The following is a 22,441-nucleotide window of genomic DNA, read 5'->3' on the forward strand; positions in this document are numbered from 1 at the left end:
ATCCAATACATTCCGGGTTACATTGTGTCTTTACTTCCAGTCACATAGCTGACTATATGACTGGAATGATGCCCTTCACTAAAAAACAAGCTGAAAGGTGAAGGATTTATTAAGCCACTTTATTAACCGAGAATATCAATGACGGAATCCAATTCCGATTTTATGAGATTCAAGTCATTTAACCTATTCTTGTCATGGTCATTATCCTGACACGACGCAATCAACTCGTTCATTTTTCCATTAATAAAAGAGAATGAACTTTCGAATTGTTCGGCATGCTCTGGTTTTACGAGAATTAAAAACCGCCTTAATGAATTAATTTGATTATTCCAACGTGTAAATATTTCCTCCAAATCCTTAGCCGTACTGTTCGTTAATAGCTCCGGGGTTTCAATAATTTTTTCTATCGCGGCCAGACCTATATAACAAGTAAACTCATTTTCATTATATTTTATCTCTTCTTTTCTTCTAAAATCATTAATCAGATTATTTAAAATGAGTTCCTTCTGTCCACGGCTATCAGGAAAATCACCAGTGCAATTTACGGTAATGACTAAATAAGGCCGGGATTTATTGAAGACTTCATGTGACGCCATAAAATCTAAACCTCTAAACCCAACAACCGTCTTCTCAAATTCCTGTGTGCTGATCTCCCCAAAGTATTGGAAGCTTCCATCATATATTTGATACCCTGAGTCGGTCTTTCCAACCAGCACAAAAACATGCGGGATTGTCTCATCTTCCAGCACGATATCCTGGAATAGCGGCCTGGTTATATACTCCGCCTCTGATAAACCGTATGAAGGTGAAAAAGGCAGATAGTAGTCACTTCCGGTTACAATGACGACATTTCCAAGCGATAACTCTTTTTCACAGTAGCTCTGATAGGATTCGTAATCTTCGAAGAATTTCTTAGCATAAGAGAAGGCATAATTTTCTTCTAATGCAGGCCAGCCAAGCATATTACCAAAGTTAACCTCCTGATTAGATAATTTAACCTTATTTTCAGCCTGTTGTAATACAATGCCAATTAAGTGGCTGCCATCTGAAACCTGCATAATGGCATCATCGCAGTTTAGATGGTGTTCATGTTTCAGTTTTTCTCTGACTGCTGAATATAAGCAACTGGCATATGTTGGATATAATTCAGGTGAAAAATTCTCATTGAATTTCCAACCCTTATATTCAATCTTGAGGTCATTATTTAATATCTGGCTTATCTCAGCCAGAGTCTGGCCCGACAACAACATATTCATGTTAATCGGTAAATTGATTGCCTTCGCTTTTGCAACCACTTGCACTGCGGAGAGAGAACTCCCGCCCAGAGAAATAAAGTCATCACTGTTTTCAATGCTATCAATACCAAGAATGCGTTTCCAAATAGAACCTAACTCGGTGATAACGCTATCCCGTTCCTGTACCAGCAAGTTGATATTTGTGTTGGCCGCTCTGATTGTGTTGGTCACTTTAGCGTGTTCTTCTTTTCTTTGCTCTTTTTCAACAACATGAGGGGAATTGCCGGAAAATAATGCCTGCAACCTTTTTATATCTGTCGGGTATGCTTTTCCGCGTATCGGTGTTGGGGGAAGATGAATCAATTCAGGTTGCTGAACATTGATCTCCTGCTGCCAATTCACATCAATACCCTGTAAGGCGATCAGGGCTAATTTTTCTATCAGCTCATTATGGTGACTCATGTCTCTGGTTTTATGGCTTTGCCACGAGATACAAGCATGATTTACGCCATAATCTGAGTGATTCTGAACGAAAGTAGAAAGCCCATTTCCTGGCCCGACTTCTATAAACAGGCAATTTTCATTTTCTAAGGCCGTCGTAATAGATTGTTTAAAGCGTACAGGTTGGCGAATATGATTAACCCAATAGTCACTTGCTATGACTTTGTTATTATCAATCCACGTACCCGTTACATTCGATATAAAATCAATTTGAGGCTTATTAAGTGTGATTTCTCTGAGAGCCTGACTATATTTGTCCAGAACAGGATCCATATAACAGGTATGGAACGCTCTTTTAATTTCCAGACGTTTCGTTTTAATTAATAACCCGCGACAAATTTCTTCGAATTGAGTTATTCCATCATCAGATCCCGCGACAACACAAAGCTCACTACTATTGTCCAAAGCAATTTCAATATCCTCAGTTAATATTTCTTTCACTTTCTCTGATGAAGACATTACAGCAAGCATTGCCGCCGCTGCTGTCGACTGCATACATTGACCGCGAATACAGATAATTCTAACCGCATCTTCGTATGAGAATACTCCGGCCAATGTCGCTGCCACGTATTCCCCCAAACTATGGCCTATCATTACATCGGGGGTAATACCATAAGATTTCAGAACTTGTGCCAGCGCATATTCGATAATAAACAGCAATGGTTGGACAAATTCCGTTTCGTAAACATGTTCATCCTGAGAGCCATTAATAAGCAGTGCTTTCAAGTCAGTTGTGCAATAATTATTCGCTATTAAAAATCCTTTATCACACCATTGCTTAAATAACACATTGTTGTTGTAAAGATCTTGCCCCATAGCCCTATATTGAACACCTTGACCAGGGAACAAAAATACCACTTTTCTCTTAATACCAAGTGACAGATTAATATTATCTTTTTCTGTTGAAGACAGCGCCTGAATCAATTCATCACGATTGTTTACTGTCGCAACAAATTGTGATGCCATTGGCTCCCTTAACATCAGACTATAAGCGACATCACTCACATTCAGTTGTTGGTTATCGCTCTGAACTACCTGCTTTAACTGTTTTTTATAGGATTGCAATGATTTCTCATCCGGTGCTGACAAGATTAATGGCAATCGATTATTGATGTTTTGTCTGGACGATTTGCTCTGATCAACCTGAAACTCTTCCAGTACAATATGCACATTCGTTCCACCCAGACCAAAAGAACTGACGCCTGCCCTGATTGGATTTTTACTATCACGTAATTCCGTATATTGGTTATTGATAATAAATGGACTGTTCGTAATATCCATTTCTTTATTGGGACGGGCGAAATTTATCGTGGGTGGCAACACCCTATATTTGATGGATAATGCAGCTTTAATCAGCCCCGTAATTCCAGAAGCAAAATTCAGGTGTCCTATATTTGATTTCACACTGCCAATTCTGCAATAGTTCTTTTTATCCGTTGAAAAAGCCTGTTTCAGCGCATTGAACTCAATGGGATCACCCAAATTCGTTCCCGTACCATGTGTTTCTATAAAGTTGATACTTTCTGATGATACATTTGCATCTCGTAATGCAGCCTGAATAACATCAATCTGACCTTTTGTGCTTGGCGCCGTGTAACCGACTTTCATGCCCCCATCATTGTTAATGGCACTGCCGATAATAGTCGCATAAATATTATCCTTGTCTGCTATTGCTTGTTTTAGTGGTTTCAGAACCACCATACCAACGCCATCACTAAATACCGTCCCGTTTGCTTGAATATCAAATGGCCGGCATTTTCCATCCTTAGAGTAAATCATACCCTCTTCAAATAAATAGCCCGCTTTGATGGGCAAGGTAATTGAAACACCGCCTGCCAGAGCGACATCACATTCTCCTGCACGCAGTGATTTAACGGCTTCACTAACGGCAACAAGCGATGAAGAGCAGGCCGTTGAAATAACCATACTTGGCCCGGACAAGTTTAATTTATATGACACGCTCGTCGACATATAATCTTTGTCTGCAACCACCATAGCGCTATATTGACCAGCACTGCCTTCCGCCGTTGCCATTGCCTGCGCTAGCCATTGTAAATTCCCTGATGCAGCCGCATATAAGCCGATTTTTAGCTTATTGTTTTTTGTCGATATTCCCGCATCCTGCAATGCCTGCCAACTGCAAGTGTGCATCGCCCGTACTTGCGGATCCATTTGACGCGCTTCGTAAGGGGTATAGCCAAAGAATTCAGCATCAAACTCACCCGAATGAGGCATAATACCTTTGGCACGAATATAATTCGGATTGTCTAATAATGCTGAATCAATGCCTTCTTCAATGAGCTCTTCCTTACTCATTGTGCTGATTGATTCTTTTCCGTAGCATAAGTTATCCCAAAATTCGTGAATATCCTCAGCCCCCGGGAATTTTCCGGCTACGCCGATAATCGCAATATGTTTATCAAATATCGCTTCCGATTTAACCCTGCTTTCAGTTGGATAAGAACTGTCATAGCTATCTTCAACGCTTTCATCCTGAACGTTATCGGTGCTGACTGTTCCAAACTGATTGGTTATATGGTCAGCTAATAGATCAGAAGTGGGATAACTAAACATATCAACAACGGAAATATCGATATTGAGTGCATCAGTTAATCTTTTATTGACTTGAACCAGATCCAATGAGTTAGCACCTAATTCAAAGAAATTATCTTCACGGTTAATATGGGCTACTTTTAAAAAGTCTTTCCACACCGAAAGGATAGTTTCTACGATTTGGGCTTTGGAAATTGTTTTTCGTTGGGATTTATTGACTTTATTAATATCGAACGTTTTTAAATGAGTACCAACCCATTGTGTAAAGCGTTTATCTAAATCACCGGTGGAAACAATAAGTTGTCCTCTTAATGGTGATTGTAAAACACGCTCTAAAATTTTAATCCCTTCATCAGGCTCGATTAAAAGCTGACTCAATGAGGAGCCTAGCGCATCACCCGCATCATTACGTTCGAAAACCCATCCATCCCAGTTAACACTAATCCAGGGCTTACCTTTCTTGTTTTGTTGTTGCGCAAAAGAATCAGCAAACGCACTGACAGAACTATATGCAGAAAAACTCAATCCGCCCAGTATCGCGGCAATTGAAGAACAAAGCAGGCAAAAATCCAGCGGCTGATTTTCTGTTAATTCTGCCAGAATTTTATAAGCCTCAACTTTGGTTTCTAATTGTGGTAAACAGGCGTCCAGCGTTATCCTATTAATGCCCTGGAATGAGTTTCCTTCCGTGACACCCGCCGCACAGATGATGCCATTTAATTCTCCATATTGTTCAGCGATCGTCGCTAATAAACGTTGCATTGCAGACTTATCAGCGACATTGGCAGCATAATAAGCTAAGTTTCCTGTACCAAGATCGGAAAGTTTATCGAGCCGCTGCAATACTTCGAAGGATGGCGAGTGCGATTTAATGGCTTGTTTCCATTCGTGCTGATCAGGTAATTCCCTTCGTCCAGAAAGTATCACGGTCGCCTGATATTCTTTCAGGAGATATTCTGCAAATAAAAGCCCTAAATCCCCCAATCCTCCGGTAATAAGGTATATACCCTGCGGTTTAAGGAGCGAGTGCTCTTTTAATGGATTTACTGCAAGCCGCTCATAGGTTTGTTTTGAACAACCCTCTTTTGTCCGGCGAACAATAAAGCGCTCATCAGTTGCTAATAATTCTTCAGTTAATATCTCACAGGTTTTTTCAATCGATTCTGTCGGGTTGATTTGTACTAATCTGGGATAACATTTGCTGACTTCTTGCGTAATGACTTTTACTAAGCCATTGAGCATATTGGATTCAGGTTGTTCTGTATTAACCAGCAACAAACGGAAATCACACATATTTCCGACTGTTGTCCATGCCTGAATCAGGGTAATGGCAGAAAACCATGTGTTTTTTACTTCCTGGCTTCCCGATAAAGGCCAGGCAAATATTATCGAATCAGGTTGTAATTGATTCTCTTTTAATTCATTAAACAGCCTTTCGAAATGGCTGGCTTCCCCTGCTGATAATGTAATGACATTGTTCGCAGTGGTATAATTATCACCTGATAACACAAACCTTACTGCTTTTTCGTCAATATTCATATGACGACAAAGAGGTTCGCACCACTCGATATCCGGCACAAAACAGAGCGCCATTTTCACATCAGATTGGCTCGATTTATTGGGTAAGAGAGCATCCTGCCATACTTCACCATAGAGCCATTCTGAGATGTTATTTTTGGGGATTCGAATTTCAGATACTTTTTCTGAATAACTCAAACTGGTGCCGGAGCTTCCAAGCTTCATATCTTCTGAAATAAATTGATAACCGGGTAAACTCACTCGTTTTGGATTCAGATCTTGGTAAATAACCGGCCAATTGACAGATTGGCCTTTCATCCAGAGTTGCCCAAGTAATTTTAATAAATAAACTCTGTCGTTTTCCTCTTCTAATGGATGACGCATCACATTAATAACAGAGATATCTGGATTCGTCGCAACAATCTGTTTAACAAACGTAGACAATGTTCTGCCCGGCCCGACTTCAATAAAGGTATTCAGCTCAGGCTGTTCCAAACAAGTCAGAATACCTTGATGAAATTCGACTGTCTGACACAAGTGTGAAACCCAATAATCGACAGAATTTGCTTGTTCTGCCGTGATCCATTGGCCCGTTACATTTGATATGTAGGCTTTATTGGGCTTTTTCCACTTTATCTCCCTCAAAGCCTGTTTAAATTTCTCTACAGCAGGCTTCATCATTGCGGTATGAAAGGCGTGAGAAGTTTCCAGTAATCGGGTACGGTAATTTTGTGCCATCAAATTCTGCTGAACTTTCTCAACTTCAACCTGCGGCCCCGCGATAACACAGGCACTTGATGAGTTTACCGTTGCCAACGTGACTTTATCTGTCAAATAAGGCTCAATATCCTCTCTGCCCGCTGAAACACTCAGCATCGCTCCGGGCTCACATTCCTGCATGATAAGGCCCCTGACAGCAACGAGTTTCAGGGCCTCATCCAATGTCATGACGCCTGCCATTGCTGCGGCAACGTATTCACCAATGCTATGGCCAATCATTGCATTAGTTTCTATTCCCAGTGCCTCCAAGGTCTTGGCAAGAGAATAAGATACGGCAAAAATAATCGGCTGGGTAAATTGAGTATTACGGAGTTTTTCTGCACTCTCCTGACTTTTCTCATCATAAAGTAATGCGAGTAAATTTATTCCAAAATGCGCTAACAGATATTCATGACACTCATCAAGCTGCATTCTGAAAATACTCAGCTCATTATATAAATCCCTTGCCATATTGATATATTGAGCACCCTGACCGGGGAACATCAATACAATACCCGGTATGTGATCAGAGGAAATTTCCGCGATCTTGTTTGTCTCTGTAACACCAGATAATGCGGCGTTAAGTTCCTCTGTATTTCCTGCAACAAACGAGGTGCGATATTCATATTCTCCTCTTCCAACTTGGAGTGTATAAGCAATATCAGAAAGCGCCTTTCTATGAACATCTGCACTCAAAAACCGGCTCAGGGCTTCTGCCGTTTTAATCACCCCTTCTCTGCTTTTGCTTGAAAGTGTGATGAGTTCTGCACGATCCCGCTCGTGACCGGCTTGATCTGAGATTGATTGGACGGTCATATGCACATTGGTTCCGCCAATGCCAAATGAACTGACACCTGCGGTCCTGATGTTACTGTTATCCTCCCAATCAGTGGCGGTATTGATCAAACGGAACCGTGTACCTTCTAACGATAAATGATGTGCTGTTTCAGTATGGCAAGTGGGTGGGATCTTCTTATTTTTCAACACCAGCAGTGCCTTAATAACCCCTGCAACACCTGCCGCGCTATCGGTGTGACCAATGTTCGATTTAACGCTGCCAATATGACACGTTTTGGGATTGTCGCTTGTGACGTTTAAAGCTTCTTTGATGCCTTCTAATTCAACTTCATCTCCAACCAGTGTTGCCGTTCCATGTGCTTCCAGATATTCAACATCATTGGCAGAGAGACCCGCCATTTCTAAAGATTGCTTGATACAGGCAGACTGCCCATTTGCATTCGGGGCGGTAAAGCCTGCTTTTTCATGGCCATCATTGTTAACACCATAACCAACGATAACGCCATAAATATGATCATTATTTTTAATTGCATCTTCCAGCCTTTTTAAAGCAATCATGCCAATGCCATCGCTGAAAACAGTACCACTGGCATCTTCAGAAAATGGGCGGCAATGACCATCTGCGCTATTCACCATTCCGTTGACATACATGTAACCGCTTTTTATCGGCACGGTGACGGAAACACCTCCGGCCAGTGCCAAATCACACTGATTGACCCGCAGGCTCTGACACGCAAGCGTTATGGCTAACGCAGAGCTGGAACACGCGCTCTGAACAGTCACGGCCGGCCCGGTAAGATTCAATTTGTAAGCGATTCTGGTTGTGAGAAATTCCCGGTCATTTAACAACCCAATACCAAATTGTTCTGTGGTGTCTTGTACTTCATCTTTTACCAAATCCAACCATGCGTAATTAGAGCCGGAAGAGGCGAACAGACCCGTGACAGGGCGATATTTTGGGTTACCATATCCCGCATCATCCAGCACTTGCCACGTTATTTCATGCAGCAAACGGAATTGTGGGTCCATATATTGTGATTCACGTGCTGTATAGCCAAAAGCATCTTTATCAAAATCCAGTGAATGCTCAATAATGCCTTTTGCCCTGATATAATGCTTATTCTTGAAAATGTGTTCAGGAAATCCTGCATCGATCAGTTCATCATCCGTAAAGAAAGAAATACCCTCTTTGCCAGACAGTATATTTTTCCAATATTCCTGTATGTTATGGCTTCCGGGGAATCGGCCGCTCATGCCAACGACGGCAATGGCATGTGCCGGATAATCATTAAATACTCCTTTTTCGCTGCCTGATGCTTTTCCTCTTGCTGCCTTTTTCGACTTATTTATGATCTTAGGGGGAGCTTCACTGATTAAGCTGTGTATTTTTTCGGAAAGTTTCTGGCAGGTTGTATAGCGATAAAAATCATTAACTGATAATTTTATTGCGTAATGGTTATTGATCTTTTCGTGTAGCTGAACAATATCTAAAGAGCTGGCACCGATATCAAAGAAATTATCCTCTTGCGAAATTTTCTTATTTGAAAAATAGATTTTAAAAATATCCAGTATATTTTTAGTCAGAGATTTAATGTCGATTTTTTCTGCAAAAATGACACTCTCTTCCTGCTCATCGGTCAGATGGTGGGGAGTATCTGGTTTTATTAAAGGCTTAAACTCAATTCGATTTGGAAGTTCTTTATAATTTAAGTGTTCTGTCGAAATGGGTTCCATTTGCTCCCAAAATTCCTGGAGAACAAGATGCGCATTGGTTCCACCAACGCCAAAGGCACTGACGCCCGCAGTGATGAGTTCATCCGTTTTACTGAGCCAGTTTTTTGTTTGCGTGTTAACATGAAAAGGTGTTTTTTCTAATTCTAATTTTTTATTTGCTTTCTCAAAATTAATGGATGGCACTAACGTTTTAAAATAGACACATAATGTGAGTTTTATCAGTGATATTATCCCTGCGGCGGTATCACAATGCCCCACATTTGATTTGACGGAACCTATAGCACAAGATTGTGACCCGTTAAAAACGGCTTTCAGGGCGGCAATTTCAATCGGATCTCCCAGTAAAGTTCCTGTCCCGTGTGTCTCTATATAACTAATGCTGTCAGGATCAACTTCTGCGACATCTAAGGCAGCCTGAATAACATTTTGCTGCCCCAGAGTACTAGGGGCAGTAAAACTTATTTTGTCACTGCCATCATTATTAATTGCACTGCCTTTGATAACGGCATAAATTCTATCGTTATTTTCTATCGCATCACTCAATCTTTTTAATACAACAACACCAACGCCATTACTGAATACCGTACCACCCGCGTGTTCATCAAATACCCGTGTTTTGCCGTCTGCGCTATTTATCATTCCTTCCTGATACATATAGCCGGATTGATGTGGATGCGTTACGCTGACGCCCCCTGCTAAAGCAACCTCACATTCTCCGGCTTGCAGAGCCTGACACGCTGTATGCACGGCAACTAATGAAGTTGAACATGCTGTTTGTATCGTGACTGACGGGCCGCGTAAATTCAGTAAATAGGAAATACGGGAGCAAAATGCCGAGTCATTTAATGTGGCGACATGGAACTGTTCCGCCGCAGAACTGAATGCCGTATTTAATGTTTTAAACCATGACCACTGATTACCTGCTCCTGCGTAAACACCAATTTCTCCCGGATAATGTTTGGCATCAATACCAGCATGGTTAAGCGCCTGCCAGCAGGTTTCAATCATCAAACGCGTTTGCGGGTCCATTTTTTCTGCATCTGAGTAATTAATTGCAAAATAATCAGCGGCAAAATGGTATGGATTGTTGATTATACCTTTGGCAGGAACATAATTTTCATGTAAATATTCTTCAGCCGATACACCATTATTTTCTAATATTTCTTGCGTGAATCTGCTAATACCTTCTTTTCCATCACGGAGCATTTCCCAAAAATCATGTACGTTATCTGCACCAGGGAACTGACCTGCCATTCCAACTATGGCAACTTCAAGACCAGTAAGATTATTTACCATAATTAACCTTTATTATAATCATTTGTTAATGAAAAAAGTTGGCTTCTTCAATTTAAATAATTAATCATTTCTATAAAGAATAAAATGACATATTGGTTCAAGTCATCAAATTCATTACGAATTTCAGTATTCAGATTTCCCCGGATTAGTTTATGTATCTAATTTTTAATTTTCGGGATTTGCTGATAGATTCGTACTCTTATAGGTATCACTCAATAACCGAGTCTTTTCTATAAAAACTACGCAAGGCATGTTGCGAGATTATCATTTGTTGAATTTGATTAGTTCCTTCAATAATTTCCAGAACTTTGGCTTCACGATATAACCTTTCTGCCGGATATCGGCTGGATAACCCATTTCCTCCGAGAACCTGAACGGCGTTATTGGCAACCAACATAGCGACTGCCGAACTATTATATTTCGCTATATTTGTTTCCATAATGGCATTGTGATCACCCTGATTCCTTAAATAGCCAATCTTTTCACAAGTCGCTTTTGCGGCATAAAATGCCGTAGCTGAATCAGCAATGATGCCTTGAATGAGTTGATGCTGTGCGATTTTTTGACCAAATTGTTTCCTCTTACGCGCATAAGTCACCATCTCTTCCAACGCGGCATGGGCAATAGCAACACCCGCCCAAGCGATACTGTAGCGGCCAAAATAGAGGGCTGTATTAGCGACAAAGCTAAACCCTTCTCCTTCACGCCCGACTAAACTCTCTTTTGGTATTTCTACATTATCAAAATAAAGTTCTGATAAATAAGCACCACGGCTTGCCATCAGGTCCGGCATTGGTTTTCTCGTTAACCCTTTCACCCCAAACTCGACAATGAATGCACTCACTTTTTCTTCGCAACGGGCAAATACAAGGAATAAATCCGCAATCCCTGAATAAGTAATCCATTTTTTGTTGCCGTTAATTCTGAACCCGTCTTCTGTGACTTCATACTTTGTTCTGATGGCATTAGCATCAGAGCCAGCTTCCGGTTCTGATAAGGCAAAACATGCGATTTTTTCACCTTTCGCCATTGGCGGTAAATATTTTTCTTTTTGCGATTGGTTTCCTAGTTTTGCAATCGTTTCACCCACTAAGCTTGTGTGAACAGTTAATAGAGCGCGTGTTGAATTACATCCTTTACCGATTTCCTCAGTCAAATAACCATAAGAAAGAGGGTCCATACCTTGCCCGCCATATTCTTTGGGTAACATCGCGCCTAAAAATCCTTGTGCTCCCATCTCAGTGATAATTTCACCGGGCACTTTACCCTGCTTATCAATTAATGTTGCGGCAGGTCTTAATACGTTATCTGAAAATTTCTTTGCAGCTTCCACCAAAGAATGAATTTCATGTCCTATCATATAAATTTTACTCTCTTATTTTATTAATTAAGTTCAGCATTGAATTGATTGAAACAAAATTTTCACGTTCTATATATTCATCCGGTACGGTTATAGAACATTTCTCTTCGATGAAACAAAGTAAACGCATGGCAAAAAGTGAATTAACCAAACCACTTGTAAATATATTGGTATCGTCCAACAACTCAACATCATCATCAAATACAGAGATATTATTTTCAATAAATTCACGAATTTCTTTGGCAATTGCGTCCAGATTTTTCATTATCATATCCTATTAATTTATAATGACATCAACATAGTAAGGGAAGTCAGGTACTTGCTCTAACGCATTTTCAAAGAGCATCGTCTCATCAGCGAGTTTTTCTATTTCTTTAAACCCTGAGAATTGGTAAGTCACAAACATTTGCCGATTACGAGGTGTACGTCTGAATTCAGCATACAATTTATGCCCTTTTGCTTTTGCCTGCTGCATAATATAGGTCAATGCTATGCTTCCCACTCCACGGGAAAGCGTTCTACAGGACATTAACAATAATTTAATATAATCAGTCTCTTCTTTATAGTGTACTAATGCCAGACCTATCTTCCCGTAAGAACCATATTTATCCACTAATTCAAAAACAAATACGCCATAATCATCTGAGTGAATTAATTCATTTAATTTTTCTCTACTGTAAGTTATGCCTGTTGAGTTAAGCTGATTAGTCCGTTGCGTCAGTTCCTCAGCCCGCAGGAGATCTTCTTGTTTGGCTTTGGCGATATAAAACTTCATATTGAGTTGGCTGAGGAATTCTTCTGATGTACCAATAAATTCATCTTCCTCTTCTTTACGCAGAATATCTTCTTGATAACGCTGCCTTCTTAGTTTTGCATCATCCGATATTTCCATGTTGGCAATTCGCGGCAAATGAAGTATTGATTGATATTCCAACGCATCAATACAAGTGACTTCCGGGAATTTAGCGTTAACTTCATCCCTTTCTAAGATCTGATCATCAACAAAAATAAATGTATCCGCTGAGATATTTAAGCTTCTCTGAATGTTTTCAATCGAGGAAGATTTAGCACCCCAATGAATTTGAGGATAAATAAAATAGTGTCTTAAATTAAACTTACTCAGCATGTCCAAAGCATCAGACGCTTCATTCCTGCTTGCTATTGACTGTAAAATACCCATTTGATCAAATTGGTCGATGATTTTTTCTATTCCGGGCTTTAACTTAAGATCATCCCCTTCAGAAAGAACCCCATCCCATAGAGTATTATCTAAATCCCAGATGATACATTTTACCGGTATATCACTGCTTACTGGTTTATTTGCGAAGTCACCCATCATTAATATCCTGCGTTTTTATAATTACTATTTTTATAATTAAAAAAGCCTTTACCACTTTTTCTACCAAGATTTCCCGCCTCAACCATTTTCCTTAGCAGAGGACAGCAACGGTATTTCGGGTCCTGATAACTTTCATAGAGAACCTGCAAAGAGTTAACGACTGTATCCAGCCCAATCAGGTCTGCGGTTTCTAATGGCCCCATAGCATGTCCGTAACCTTCTTTGAAGATGCGATCAATATCTTGTGGGCTGGCGAGATTATCCTGTACGAGAAATGCCGCTTCGTTCATGAATAAGTGAGAAAGCCGATTGGAAACAAATCCGGGAAAGTCTTCTACAACCACAGGATTTTTCTCAATACTCTGTAAGAATTTTTTTGCCTCAGTCAATGTTTGTTCGGAAGTATGGAAACCTTTAATCACTTCGACACATTTCTTTATAGGCACGGGATTCATAAAGTGGAGGCCAAGTACTTTTTGAGGAAAAGGTAACGCTGCTGCAATTTTTGTGATGGATATACAGCTTGTGTTTGCAGCAACATAAGTTTCAGGCTTAATGTATGGCGCTATTTTTTTATAAACATCTTGTTTAATCGCCCACTCTTCGTTGACATTTTCAATTACCCAGTCACAATCTTCAATCTCTTCATAAGATGACGTAAATTGAATCCGTGCTTTCAATTCTGATATATCCAGAGATTTAAATTCAGGTTTAAGCATCCGATATAAACGGAATTCACTTGAAATTCGCGAAGCAAGATTTACCAGAACCTCTGAGGATATATCTATAAGTAATATATTATGTCCATATGCAGCACATGTTATTGCTGTGTCTAATCCCATGACACCGGCACCAATAATTGATATTTTCAACGATTACCCCCACTTTTTATAATTGAAAATCAGCTTGTCGGAAAAGATAAAAACAAAATATATAACACCCGATTTCATAAGTGTTATTTAGATACGCTACCGCCCTTAAGTCACGGCCTTAAAACCAATGTAAAATTCATATTTTTCTACAAAAAATTTTGACAACACAATCAACTCTATTTGATTTAAAAAATAGAGTTGACTTAGGCAGTAATTTATTTATCACAAAGTAATCCTTATGTTAATTTCGAAAAATTAACACTAGAAATACATGTGCAATATACCTTATCAATTAATAAGAAATAAAAGAAACATTAAAGCCACAAATAGCTATCATTATTTCCCATTTGATAATTAATATTTATTATGAGCACATAAAATACATCGTCATTCATTAAACAGGCTCTCCTGTACTGCCTTTTGCTTTGCGTCGCCTGTCCGCTAATCTGCTCTTACCGAATTGGAATGACGACAACATATGCTCCTGGGATGATTGTTTGTCTAAGTTCACCTGCTCAGGTGACAACTGGCTCTGTTTAATCCAGTTTGAGAAAGAGGCAATCGTCGGATGCTCAAATAAGACAGTGACACGGATCTCCTGATTGAACGCTTGTTGCAACTGGGATTGGAGTGCAATTATCTTTATCGAATTACCACCAGCATCAAAGAAATTAATGTTTGTATCAATCATCTGGCTTTCCAGCACCGCTTTCCAAACCACCTGCACTTTAGCTACCACCGGATCTGCCGATGGCACATGATTTTCCACCGGTTTTGTTTGCAGTTGTTGCGCAGCATACTCCTGTAAGCTCCGGCGATTGATCTTGCCGGTAATGGTACGTTCAAACCCATCGACAACCACAATAAGTGAAGGTAACCACGATTCCGGGAAATTACGCCGGATATGCTCTCGTATCCGAGGCTCCAATATCGCAGGAGGTTCATGGCTATCAACAAAAAGATGCCACTGGCGCTTTCCTTTCGATTCTATTGCGGGCAGTAAGCAACTGGCTTTAACCGTATCTAATGTCTCAACAACACGCTCCAATTCGCTCGGTTCAATGCGAATACCGTTCACCTTCACCTGATCATCAATCCGCCCCAGATAGCGAAAACCTGATTCATTGGAAAAAGTAACCATGTCGCCAGTGCGATAAAAAGGATGTTTACTGTATTGATCCAAATACTTAGATTTAACAAAATACTTCGCCGTCTCAACGGGGTTAGTCGTGTAACCACGGGCAACCGCCTTGCCTCCCACCCAAAGCTCACCACGAACACCGGCAGGCAAGGGTTTGCCAAATATATCAGCGCAGTAGGCAATAACATTTTGAATTGGCCAACCGATGGCAACGTCCGTAGTAAGAGTTTGTTTCGCGTTGAGACAATCCACTGTCGTCTCACTGGGACCATAATGGTTGCTAACGGCATATCCTTGCTGCAACAAATCATCCCGAAGACGTTTAGGTAATTCTTCACCCCCGAATATCCACAATCTCATGGCAGGCAAGAATGGCGCGTCCTGAATAAGCTGCGCAATGGCGCCGGGAATAAAATTGATTAAGGTGATAGATTCAGACTGCAATAGCCCAATGAACGTCTGTCTCTCCAGTAACACATTCGGCGATGGATAGATCAGCGTGGCGCCAACAACAAAACTACCCAATAAATCTTCTACGCTGGGGTCGAAATTCAGATCGGTCAGCCCAAGCACTCTGTCAGCAGCTGTCAGCACCGTCTCTTTAATAAACCAGTCCAGCAGGTTTGCGACCGATTCATTACGGATCGCAATTCCCTTCGGTGTGCCTGTCGTTCCCGACGTGAATATAAAGTAAAATTCATCTTCAGGCCGTCGGTTAGTCCATAGCGTTGGCTCCGCCGTAGATGGCTGTAAAATCTTTTCCTCAATATCCAGCAGCAAATAACGCCCGCTCCCTGCGCCAAGTTCTTTATTAAAGGAAGCGTCACATAAAACAATGCTGCAATCTGCCAATGTTAACAGGATCTTTTTACGTTGCAGTGGATCTTTCGGATTGACATAGAAGTAACTGCCACCGCTGAATAATATTGCGAGTATTGCCTGAGTCGATAACAATCCTTTTTCAAGATGGACAGCAACTCTGTCTCCCGGAATAAAACCCGATAACCGTAGCTGTTCTTGTACGCGACTCACTCCTTTCAATAACTCACGATTGTTGATGTTATTTTGTCCATGGATCAGGCTGATTCCTTGAGGAGATTCGCTAAGACGCTGGTAAATACGTGTCAGCAATGAATTGATATCCGGCGTCTGTTCGTTGATCTCCCCAATGCGCAAAGAGACTTCTTCTGCTCTTTCTCTATTAAGTTTTAAGATGAGATCTTCAATCAAGGTATCTGTGGTGTGATGAATCAGATCTTCCACCAACGATTCAAACCCATTAAACGCCATTTTTACTGCATCAGATGCCCCCGTGAAAACCTCTCCGGCACTGAGTTCGACTAACCATTGTTCCACACCAGAAACGGTTAATGTCAAACCGAAATGCGTCGTTTCTTCACTGTATAAATCCGTCACGAAGGCACCACAACTGGCCTCTTTCAATGTGGCATCAATGGGATAGTTATCAAAAACCACAATAGAGTCATAGAGTTCTTCACGTATTCCCGCTTCCTCGCGGATCAATAAAGGCGGCGTTTTTTCATATTGTTGCGCCTGTTGTAGCGCTTGAAAAACAGAACGCAAAGCCGCTTCTACATTCCACTTACCTTCCAGCGTAAGGATAAGCGGTACGGTATTGATAAACAGGCCTAAGGGCTGACGGTCAATGTCTTGCGTCAAAGCTCCGCCCCTGCCGGAAAATGTACAACCCAACGTAATGGTTTTCTGGAAGGTGAATTTAGCCAGCGTCAATGCCCAGCATAGATAAATAAAACTGGCCGACGTTACCCCCACGCGGCGGCAAAGTGATTCTATAGCCGCTTTACGTTCTTCGCTCCATAAGCTATTTATGACGATTTTTTCATTGATTGCTTTCTCAGCCGTATCGTGACCAATAGCCCGGAACAGGGGTTCAGCCAAGAGTCTGGTTGTTGCAGAAGACTCTCCACCGGGCAAATGTTGAAACACCTCTTGCCAATATTTGCGACTGGACATCAGCGCTTCCTGACTTAATCCCTGCCAGAGTTGCTGTGAATAGATACGTGCATCCAGAGGAATCATTTTTTGTTGACGCAGTCCCTGCAACCAGAGGGAAATCAACAGTGAACTACTCCAGCCATCCATCAGAATATGGTGAAAAGAGAAGGCCAGGCTCACCGTTCCCGCCTTAATATCGTGGAAGCCAACAAGGCGAAATACTTCTTTGTTCAACGCAAAAGGCGTGGCTTTAGAATGTGCCAGCCAATCAAGGCAACGCTGTTTAATTGACGGGACTGGAGCCGTCGAATCAACACGGACATATTCGAACGGAATTCGGGGCAAAGAATAAATAACCTGATGGGGAATGCGAATACCTTCCCAGACAAAAACCGACCTGAGAGCGGGCTGTGACTGCTGTATCTGCTGCCATACTTCAAGGAGGGTTTCTTTATCGGCATCCACCTTCAAGCTGAATGCCACACCAATGTGATAAGCGCTGTTTCCATCTTTTAATGCGTGAAACAGTAACCCATTCGCTTGAGGCGTCACTTGTAGCAGTTCTTCAATATAATTATCGTTGAATCCTGTGTTCGCTGAATCGATAGCGGTTCTCATGCTGAGGCTCCCTTAATAATGAGATCAAGCTCCGATTGTGAGAGTTGACAAAGAGGAAAATCGGCAGGTATGAATGGCTTTTCGTTTATTAGCTGATTTTCGCCCAGTAATAGCTTTTCACCCGGTAATAGCTTTTCGTTTAATTGTGCCAAGTAATGCTGCGCATCATCACCATTAGCGTTGGGAATACCTAGCCTCAATTCAACTAAAACAGAGCCAGACTCACGACAATCACGAATAAGTATGTCAAAGTCGGCCACACTCTTTTCGTCAGGATGCCGGAAACCTCCCGACAAGGACTGAACCAGATCGAAATAACCCCATGTTCCGCGCCCTTCTAATCCCAAGCCAATGTCGTTGATGCACATGTGTGGCCGTTTTCCCGGATTATTCAGCCCCAATTGTGCTTTCCAGCTCTGCTTATCTTCATAGAAACCCGACTTTAATATTCGTAAAAAAGCAGCCTGAGAAAGTTGACATAGGTGCTCTGACGAAACGTTAAGAGTCAACTGATTAAAGCCGGTAAACCAACCTACCGCATTCGCCATTTCTGCATTCCAGATTGTGGGAATGCCTGCTTCAGAGAATAAACGCCCGTGGTTTTCAAACAGGATGACAGGCTGCGAAGGCAATATTTCGTTATCCTGCATAACCTCCATCAAAGCAGCAGCGATCAATTGTGAACGCTCAGCCTTAAAGCGTTGCTCCATCAATCGCAAATCATGACCGCAAATTGACAGCGCCAAAGTAACCGGAGTCACCGAAGGGTGATGGCAGGTATCGTCATAAGGCACATAGTCCACCTCAGGAGCGTGTTCTGCCAACCATTTACCCCAAAGGAATGCGCCTTGCTCGTGGGTCGTTCCCTCGGCATTCGCATGTTGGAATGAAGCACCATTGATGGCTTGCTCCAACTCATCCAATAAGAAAATCCATGAATGCACATCGCAAATAAGGTGATGACAAACCCAAATCAGATAATTTTTGTGTGAAACCGGATCAAATACGACCGAATGCACGCTAGGTTGTTTCTCCAGACAAACCCTGCCTTGCAATTTATTCAACCTGTTTTCAAGGTGTTCACCCGGTGCCAGAATCTCGTCTTCGGTCACTGTACCGCAGTCATATACCGCCGGTTCTGGAGATGCGAAGTAAAACTCACTCAAATCTTGATTTGCTCTCAAAGCAAAAATTTTATGCCTTGCTTTAACCATTGCGACAGCCGCGTTTATTTCTTCAGCCGAGAGCGAAGATTTCAACTCAAGCACCATGCCTTGTTGCAACCGATTGCCATGTTTAAAACATTGTTGCCGGAACCAGCCGATACTGGGCAAGTGCTTAATCCAGCTTGCTTCAAGCTCTTCTGATATAACCGAATCAGTGACTCCATTTTCCAACGCCGCTGCGCAGGCTTTTTCAAGAACAGAGCCTAAGGAATTCAACGTTAACAGTTCACTTGCCCCAATCCGAACCCCTTCTCTGGCTAACAATGCGACGAGCCTGATCGCTTTGATCGAGTCTCCTCCCTGTTCCAGAAATGAGATGGTAAGATCGACGTTTTGTGGCCAGATTGGTTTCAGAAACTCTGCATTTAACCAGACCGGCAGTTGATAGGTTCCCGATCCATTCTGCCGTTGTGCATTGGCTGAACCGGGCAGGGAAGAACCATTCGCCATCAACGTAGCCTGAGCTGCGGCGGTCAGCGCCGCCATATCAACTTTACCATTAGCATTAATCGGCCAGGGTTGTACGGTACAGTACAGCGTTGGCAGCCAAGCATCAGGAACTTTCGTTTTCAGACTACGTTGAAATTCCGGGTTATCATGCGGTATGGCCTGACTGCTGCACAAAGCGACTGTTTCATACCCATTGGCTTCATCAACCACCAATTTCAGTGCCTTCAACTCCCAACTATAGTTAGCGTTCTCCCCGACACTCGTCAGTACACTTTCCACCGCTTTCTCTATTTCTGCCGGGTGAATCCGGTAGCCACGGATCTTAAATTCATCGTCAATACGCCCAAGGCAATGAAATATTCCTTGCTCGTCCTGTAACCCTAAATCACCAGTACGATACCAGCGGCTTAATCCATCAGCCCCGCACACAAATTTTTCCTGCGTCTGGATACGGTCGTTGAGATATCCCGTGGCTAGCACCGGACCACTGATACTGATTTCACCCCTGAATCCACGGGGCATATTTTGTCCCCAAGAATCTTTTATCGATATTTCTGCTTTACCCAACGCCGTACCGATAGGCATAACCGCAGTGTTTATCTTGTCACTACCGTCAAGAGAGCTTTCTCCCCTACTCACTGAGCAGATACAGCATCCAACTGTTGTTTCTGTCGGCCCATATTCATTGATTACTTTGCTCCCCGCAGGAAAATAATCGAGTGCTTTCTGCACCAGAGAAGAGGACAAATTTTCTCCACCCACAATAAAAGTCAGCGGATGACGTCTTTTCGGGCTGTGTTCAATCAGCAATGAGAGATGGGATGGCGTGCATTTAACGCCCGTCAATGACTCATCAGCCAGCAACGTTTGCAGCAATTCAGGGTTATCACGGATGTCTTGTTCATGAGGTTGGATAAATCCGCCCGATAAAACCGGAACCAGAATGGCAGTCTGTGTTAAATCAAAACCAAAAGAGGTAAATAAAGGTGCATTAAATGGCGTTTGCGCAGCGTAAGCCGCCTTAGCCGCCAAGGCATAATCTGCCAGCGCCATCGGGGAAATCACCACGCCTTTAGGTTCTCCGGTCGATCCTGAGGTATAGAGAATATAAGCAGGGTGAGCGTGTGTCTGTTCTGTCCATGTTACTGGATTCAATGCAACATCAAGCCCGGCCTTATCCAGGGAAACACGTAACAAACGCAAGCCTAACATTTCTGCAAGTTGATGGTCGGTTCCCGTATAAATGCAGAGAGATGCCCCCGAATTACGGGCAATAGTCGATAATCTGGCTAAAGGCATGGTCGGGCAAACGGGCACTACCGTCACATTTTCAATCAGGCAAGCCAGATAAGCGAGTACCGTCTCAGGCGTACGTCTTCCCAGAATAAATACCGGATTGTGCTCATCATGCCCATTTCGTATGGCACGCAACTGTTCCCTGAACTGGCTAATCCATTGCAATCCCTGACGGTAAGTCACGGCATCAGCACCCTGCCTGAATAACAGATTATCAGCATAACGTTCAAACGCATGGTATAAATGAACGCCGATCGGCTTTGTCAGAGGTTCTTTCCAAGAGTGGGTTTCTTGCTCTTTTTCATTTAATGGTGTCTGCGTGACTTCTTGTTGTTGTGCCAAAATTTCGCAGGCAGCTTCCATTGCATAATCAGTGACTGTTTTCAGAAACATGTGACATTGATCTAATGACCAGATCTTGCGGAAATCCCCTTCAAATTTGAAGTTCCCGCCTTCAAAGCGGTCATGGATATGAATGGTCGCAAACAGTGCTTCTACTGCCTGCATATGATCAATTGATACATCAGCACCTAAGACAGTTTTCCGGAAAATGCCAGTTTGATAGGAAACCCCGAAAGCGGGAATGATCCGTTTCCAATCTTGTGATGCAAATTCATTCCATCGGGCGCCTGGCGCATAACGTGAGTGAGCAACCGCTTTTTGCAAGCGCTGCTTAAGCATATGGTAACAATCTGTCACCGTCTCCCCCGCTTCGCGAGATACGGGGATCAAAACCGGCGCCACTGCCATAGCGGCAGAGCGTTTCTCTTCATTACTCCAGCGGTTAAGCATCGGTGCCTGCAATAAAGCGCCATTACCATCTTCAATAACCATTTGTGTATAAGCGACCGCCGCGAAAAATAGCCTGAAAATGGAGCCGCCACGATTTTTAAACTGGCGCAGCATATCGTTTTCAGCTTCACTCAGTTCGTAACGTACACGCCGGGATCGAGGCGTTAGCCTGCGATAGTCACCAATCGGATAACGGCTGGCTATTTTGCCGGCATTAGCTGATTCCGTTTCGTTACCGGTACTGTCACTGAAAATACTCCGCCAATACGCTTCATCTCTCTGCATACGCCGGGAGTTTTCATAATTCCGCTCACCCTCCGCGTTAACCGAAAATAGGAGATATTCCGTATCCGGCTCTTCTTCTTCCAGCGCACTCATCAAGTGTTCTATCAGTACTGACAATCCCTCACCATCTGTAGCCGCATGATGCGCCTTAATAAACCATCCTGTCTGTTCCGGCTGAAAACGCACGGCAAAAACGCGCACCGGTGTCAGTGATAAATCTTCTTCTATCAACGTCTGGCGCTCTGCCCAACTTTCGAAAGCCCGTTTAGGGTCTGGATAACCGCTAAAATCTACTTGTATGACTTCCGCGTGAGGAGTGAGCTGCCGGATGCCATGCCACTGTGTTGCCAAGTGATCTGTTTCCGCATGGTCTTTAACGAATCCAATATGAAATATATCCATTGAATTCTGGGTCGTTTCAGCGGCCTGAGTCAGCCTGTCCAGAGAGATATCCCCGTTTAAACGTACTGCAACACTCAAATAAAACGGGTAGCCAGTCAAATGAAACGCTTCCATTTTGAAAACAGCTTGCTGTGACCGAGACAGCTCAAAAATCAGCTTATTCATGGTTTAAATACTCGTTTTGGTGAAGAGCAAATTCTGCCTATACTTGATGCAATTTTTCCTATCTACTATCAAGTTTTCAGGAGCTTAATTTTAATAATCGCAAAGAGTCCCAATAACGATTCAA

The 22,441-nt window shown here is 42.4% G+C and carries 7 protein-coding genes; all 7 read right to left on the minus strand.

What is annotated here, in order from left to right; all coding sequences use genetic code 11:
• Positions 1 to 122 precede the first annotated feature (122 nt).
• Positions 123 to 10,394, minus strand: coding sequence for a type I polyketide synthase (locus Xmir_RS11870; protein WP_099114456.1), 10,272 nt, complete (start codon positions 10,392 to 10,394; stop codon positions 123 to 125).
• Between the two features lie 208 nt (positions 10,395 to 10,602).
• Positions 10,603 to 11,754, minus strand: a complete 1,152-nt coding sequence (locus Xmir_RS11875; protein WP_099114457.1) for an acyl-CoA dehydrogenase family protein — start codon at positions 11,752 to 11,754, stop codon at positions 10,603 to 10,605.
• A gap of 7 nt (positions 11,755 to 11,761) precedes the next feature.
• Positions 11,762 to 12,019, minus strand: coding sequence for an acyl carrier protein (locus tag Xmir_RS11880; RefSeq protein ID WP_099114458.1), 258 nt, complete (start codon positions 12,017 to 12,019; stop codon positions 11,762 to 11,764).
• A gap of 12 nt (positions 12,020 to 12,031) precedes the next feature.
• Positions 12,032 to 13,090: an HAD-IIIC family phosphatase gene (locus tag Xmir_RS11885; protein ID WP_099114459.1), complete on the minus strand. Its 1,059-nt coding sequence runs from the start codon at positions 13,088 to 13,090 to the stop codon at positions 12,032 to 12,034.
• Positions 13,091 to 13,092: 2 nt separating this feature from the next.
• Complete coding sequence (locus Xmir_RS11890) at positions 13,093 to 13,965, minus strand: 3-hydroxyacyl-CoA dehydrogenase family protein (RefSeq protein ID WP_099114460.1); 873 nt, start codon at positions 13,963 to 13,965, stop codon at positions 13,093 to 13,095.
• Between the two features lie 394 nt (positions 13,966 to 14,359).
• Positions 14,360 to 17,701, minus strand: a complete 3,342-nt coding sequence (locus Xmir_RS28860) for an AMP-binding protein (RefSeq protein WP_244170921.1) — start codon at positions 17,699 to 17,701, stop codon at positions 14,360 to 14,362.
• Positions 17,698 to 22,317: an AMP-binding protein gene (locus tag Xmir_RS28865; RefSeq protein WP_244170922.1), complete on the minus strand. Its 4,620-nt coding sequence runs from the start codon at positions 22,315 to 22,317 to the stop codon at positions 17,698 to 17,700. Before Xmir_RS28865 ends, Xmir_RS28860 begins: the two co-directional genes overlap by 4 nt.
• Positions 22,318 to 22,441 lie beyond the last annotated feature (124 nt).

Source organism: Xenorhabdus miraniensis, assembly GCF_002632615.1.

Bases quoted from the DNA above. Each gene is read 5' to 3' on its own strand.
- Xmir_RS11870 (WP_099114456.1), bottom strand. From the start codon at position 10,394: ATGGTAAATAATCTTACTGGTCTTGAAGTTGCCATAGTTGGAATGGCA.
- Xmir_RS11875 (WP_099114457.1), bottom strand. From the start codon at position 11,754: ATGATAGGACATGAAATTCATTCTTTGGTGGAAGCTGCAAAGAAATTT.
- Xmir_RS11880 (WP_099114458.1), bottom strand. From the start codon at position 12,019: ATGAAAAATCTGGACGCAATTGCCAAAGAAATTCGTGAATTTATTGAA.
- Xmir_RS11885 (WP_099114459.1), bottom strand. From the start codon at position 13,090: ATGGGTGACTTCGCAAATAAACCAGTAAGCAGTGATATACCGGTAAAA.
- Xmir_RS28860 (WP_244170921.1), bottom strand. From the start codon at position 17,701: ATGAGAACCGCTATCGATTCAGCGAACACAGGATTCAACGATAATTAT.
- Xmir_RS28865 (WP_244170922.1), bottom strand. From the start codon at position 22,317: ATGAATAAGCTGATTTTTGAGCTGTCTCGGTCACAGCAAGCTGTTTTC.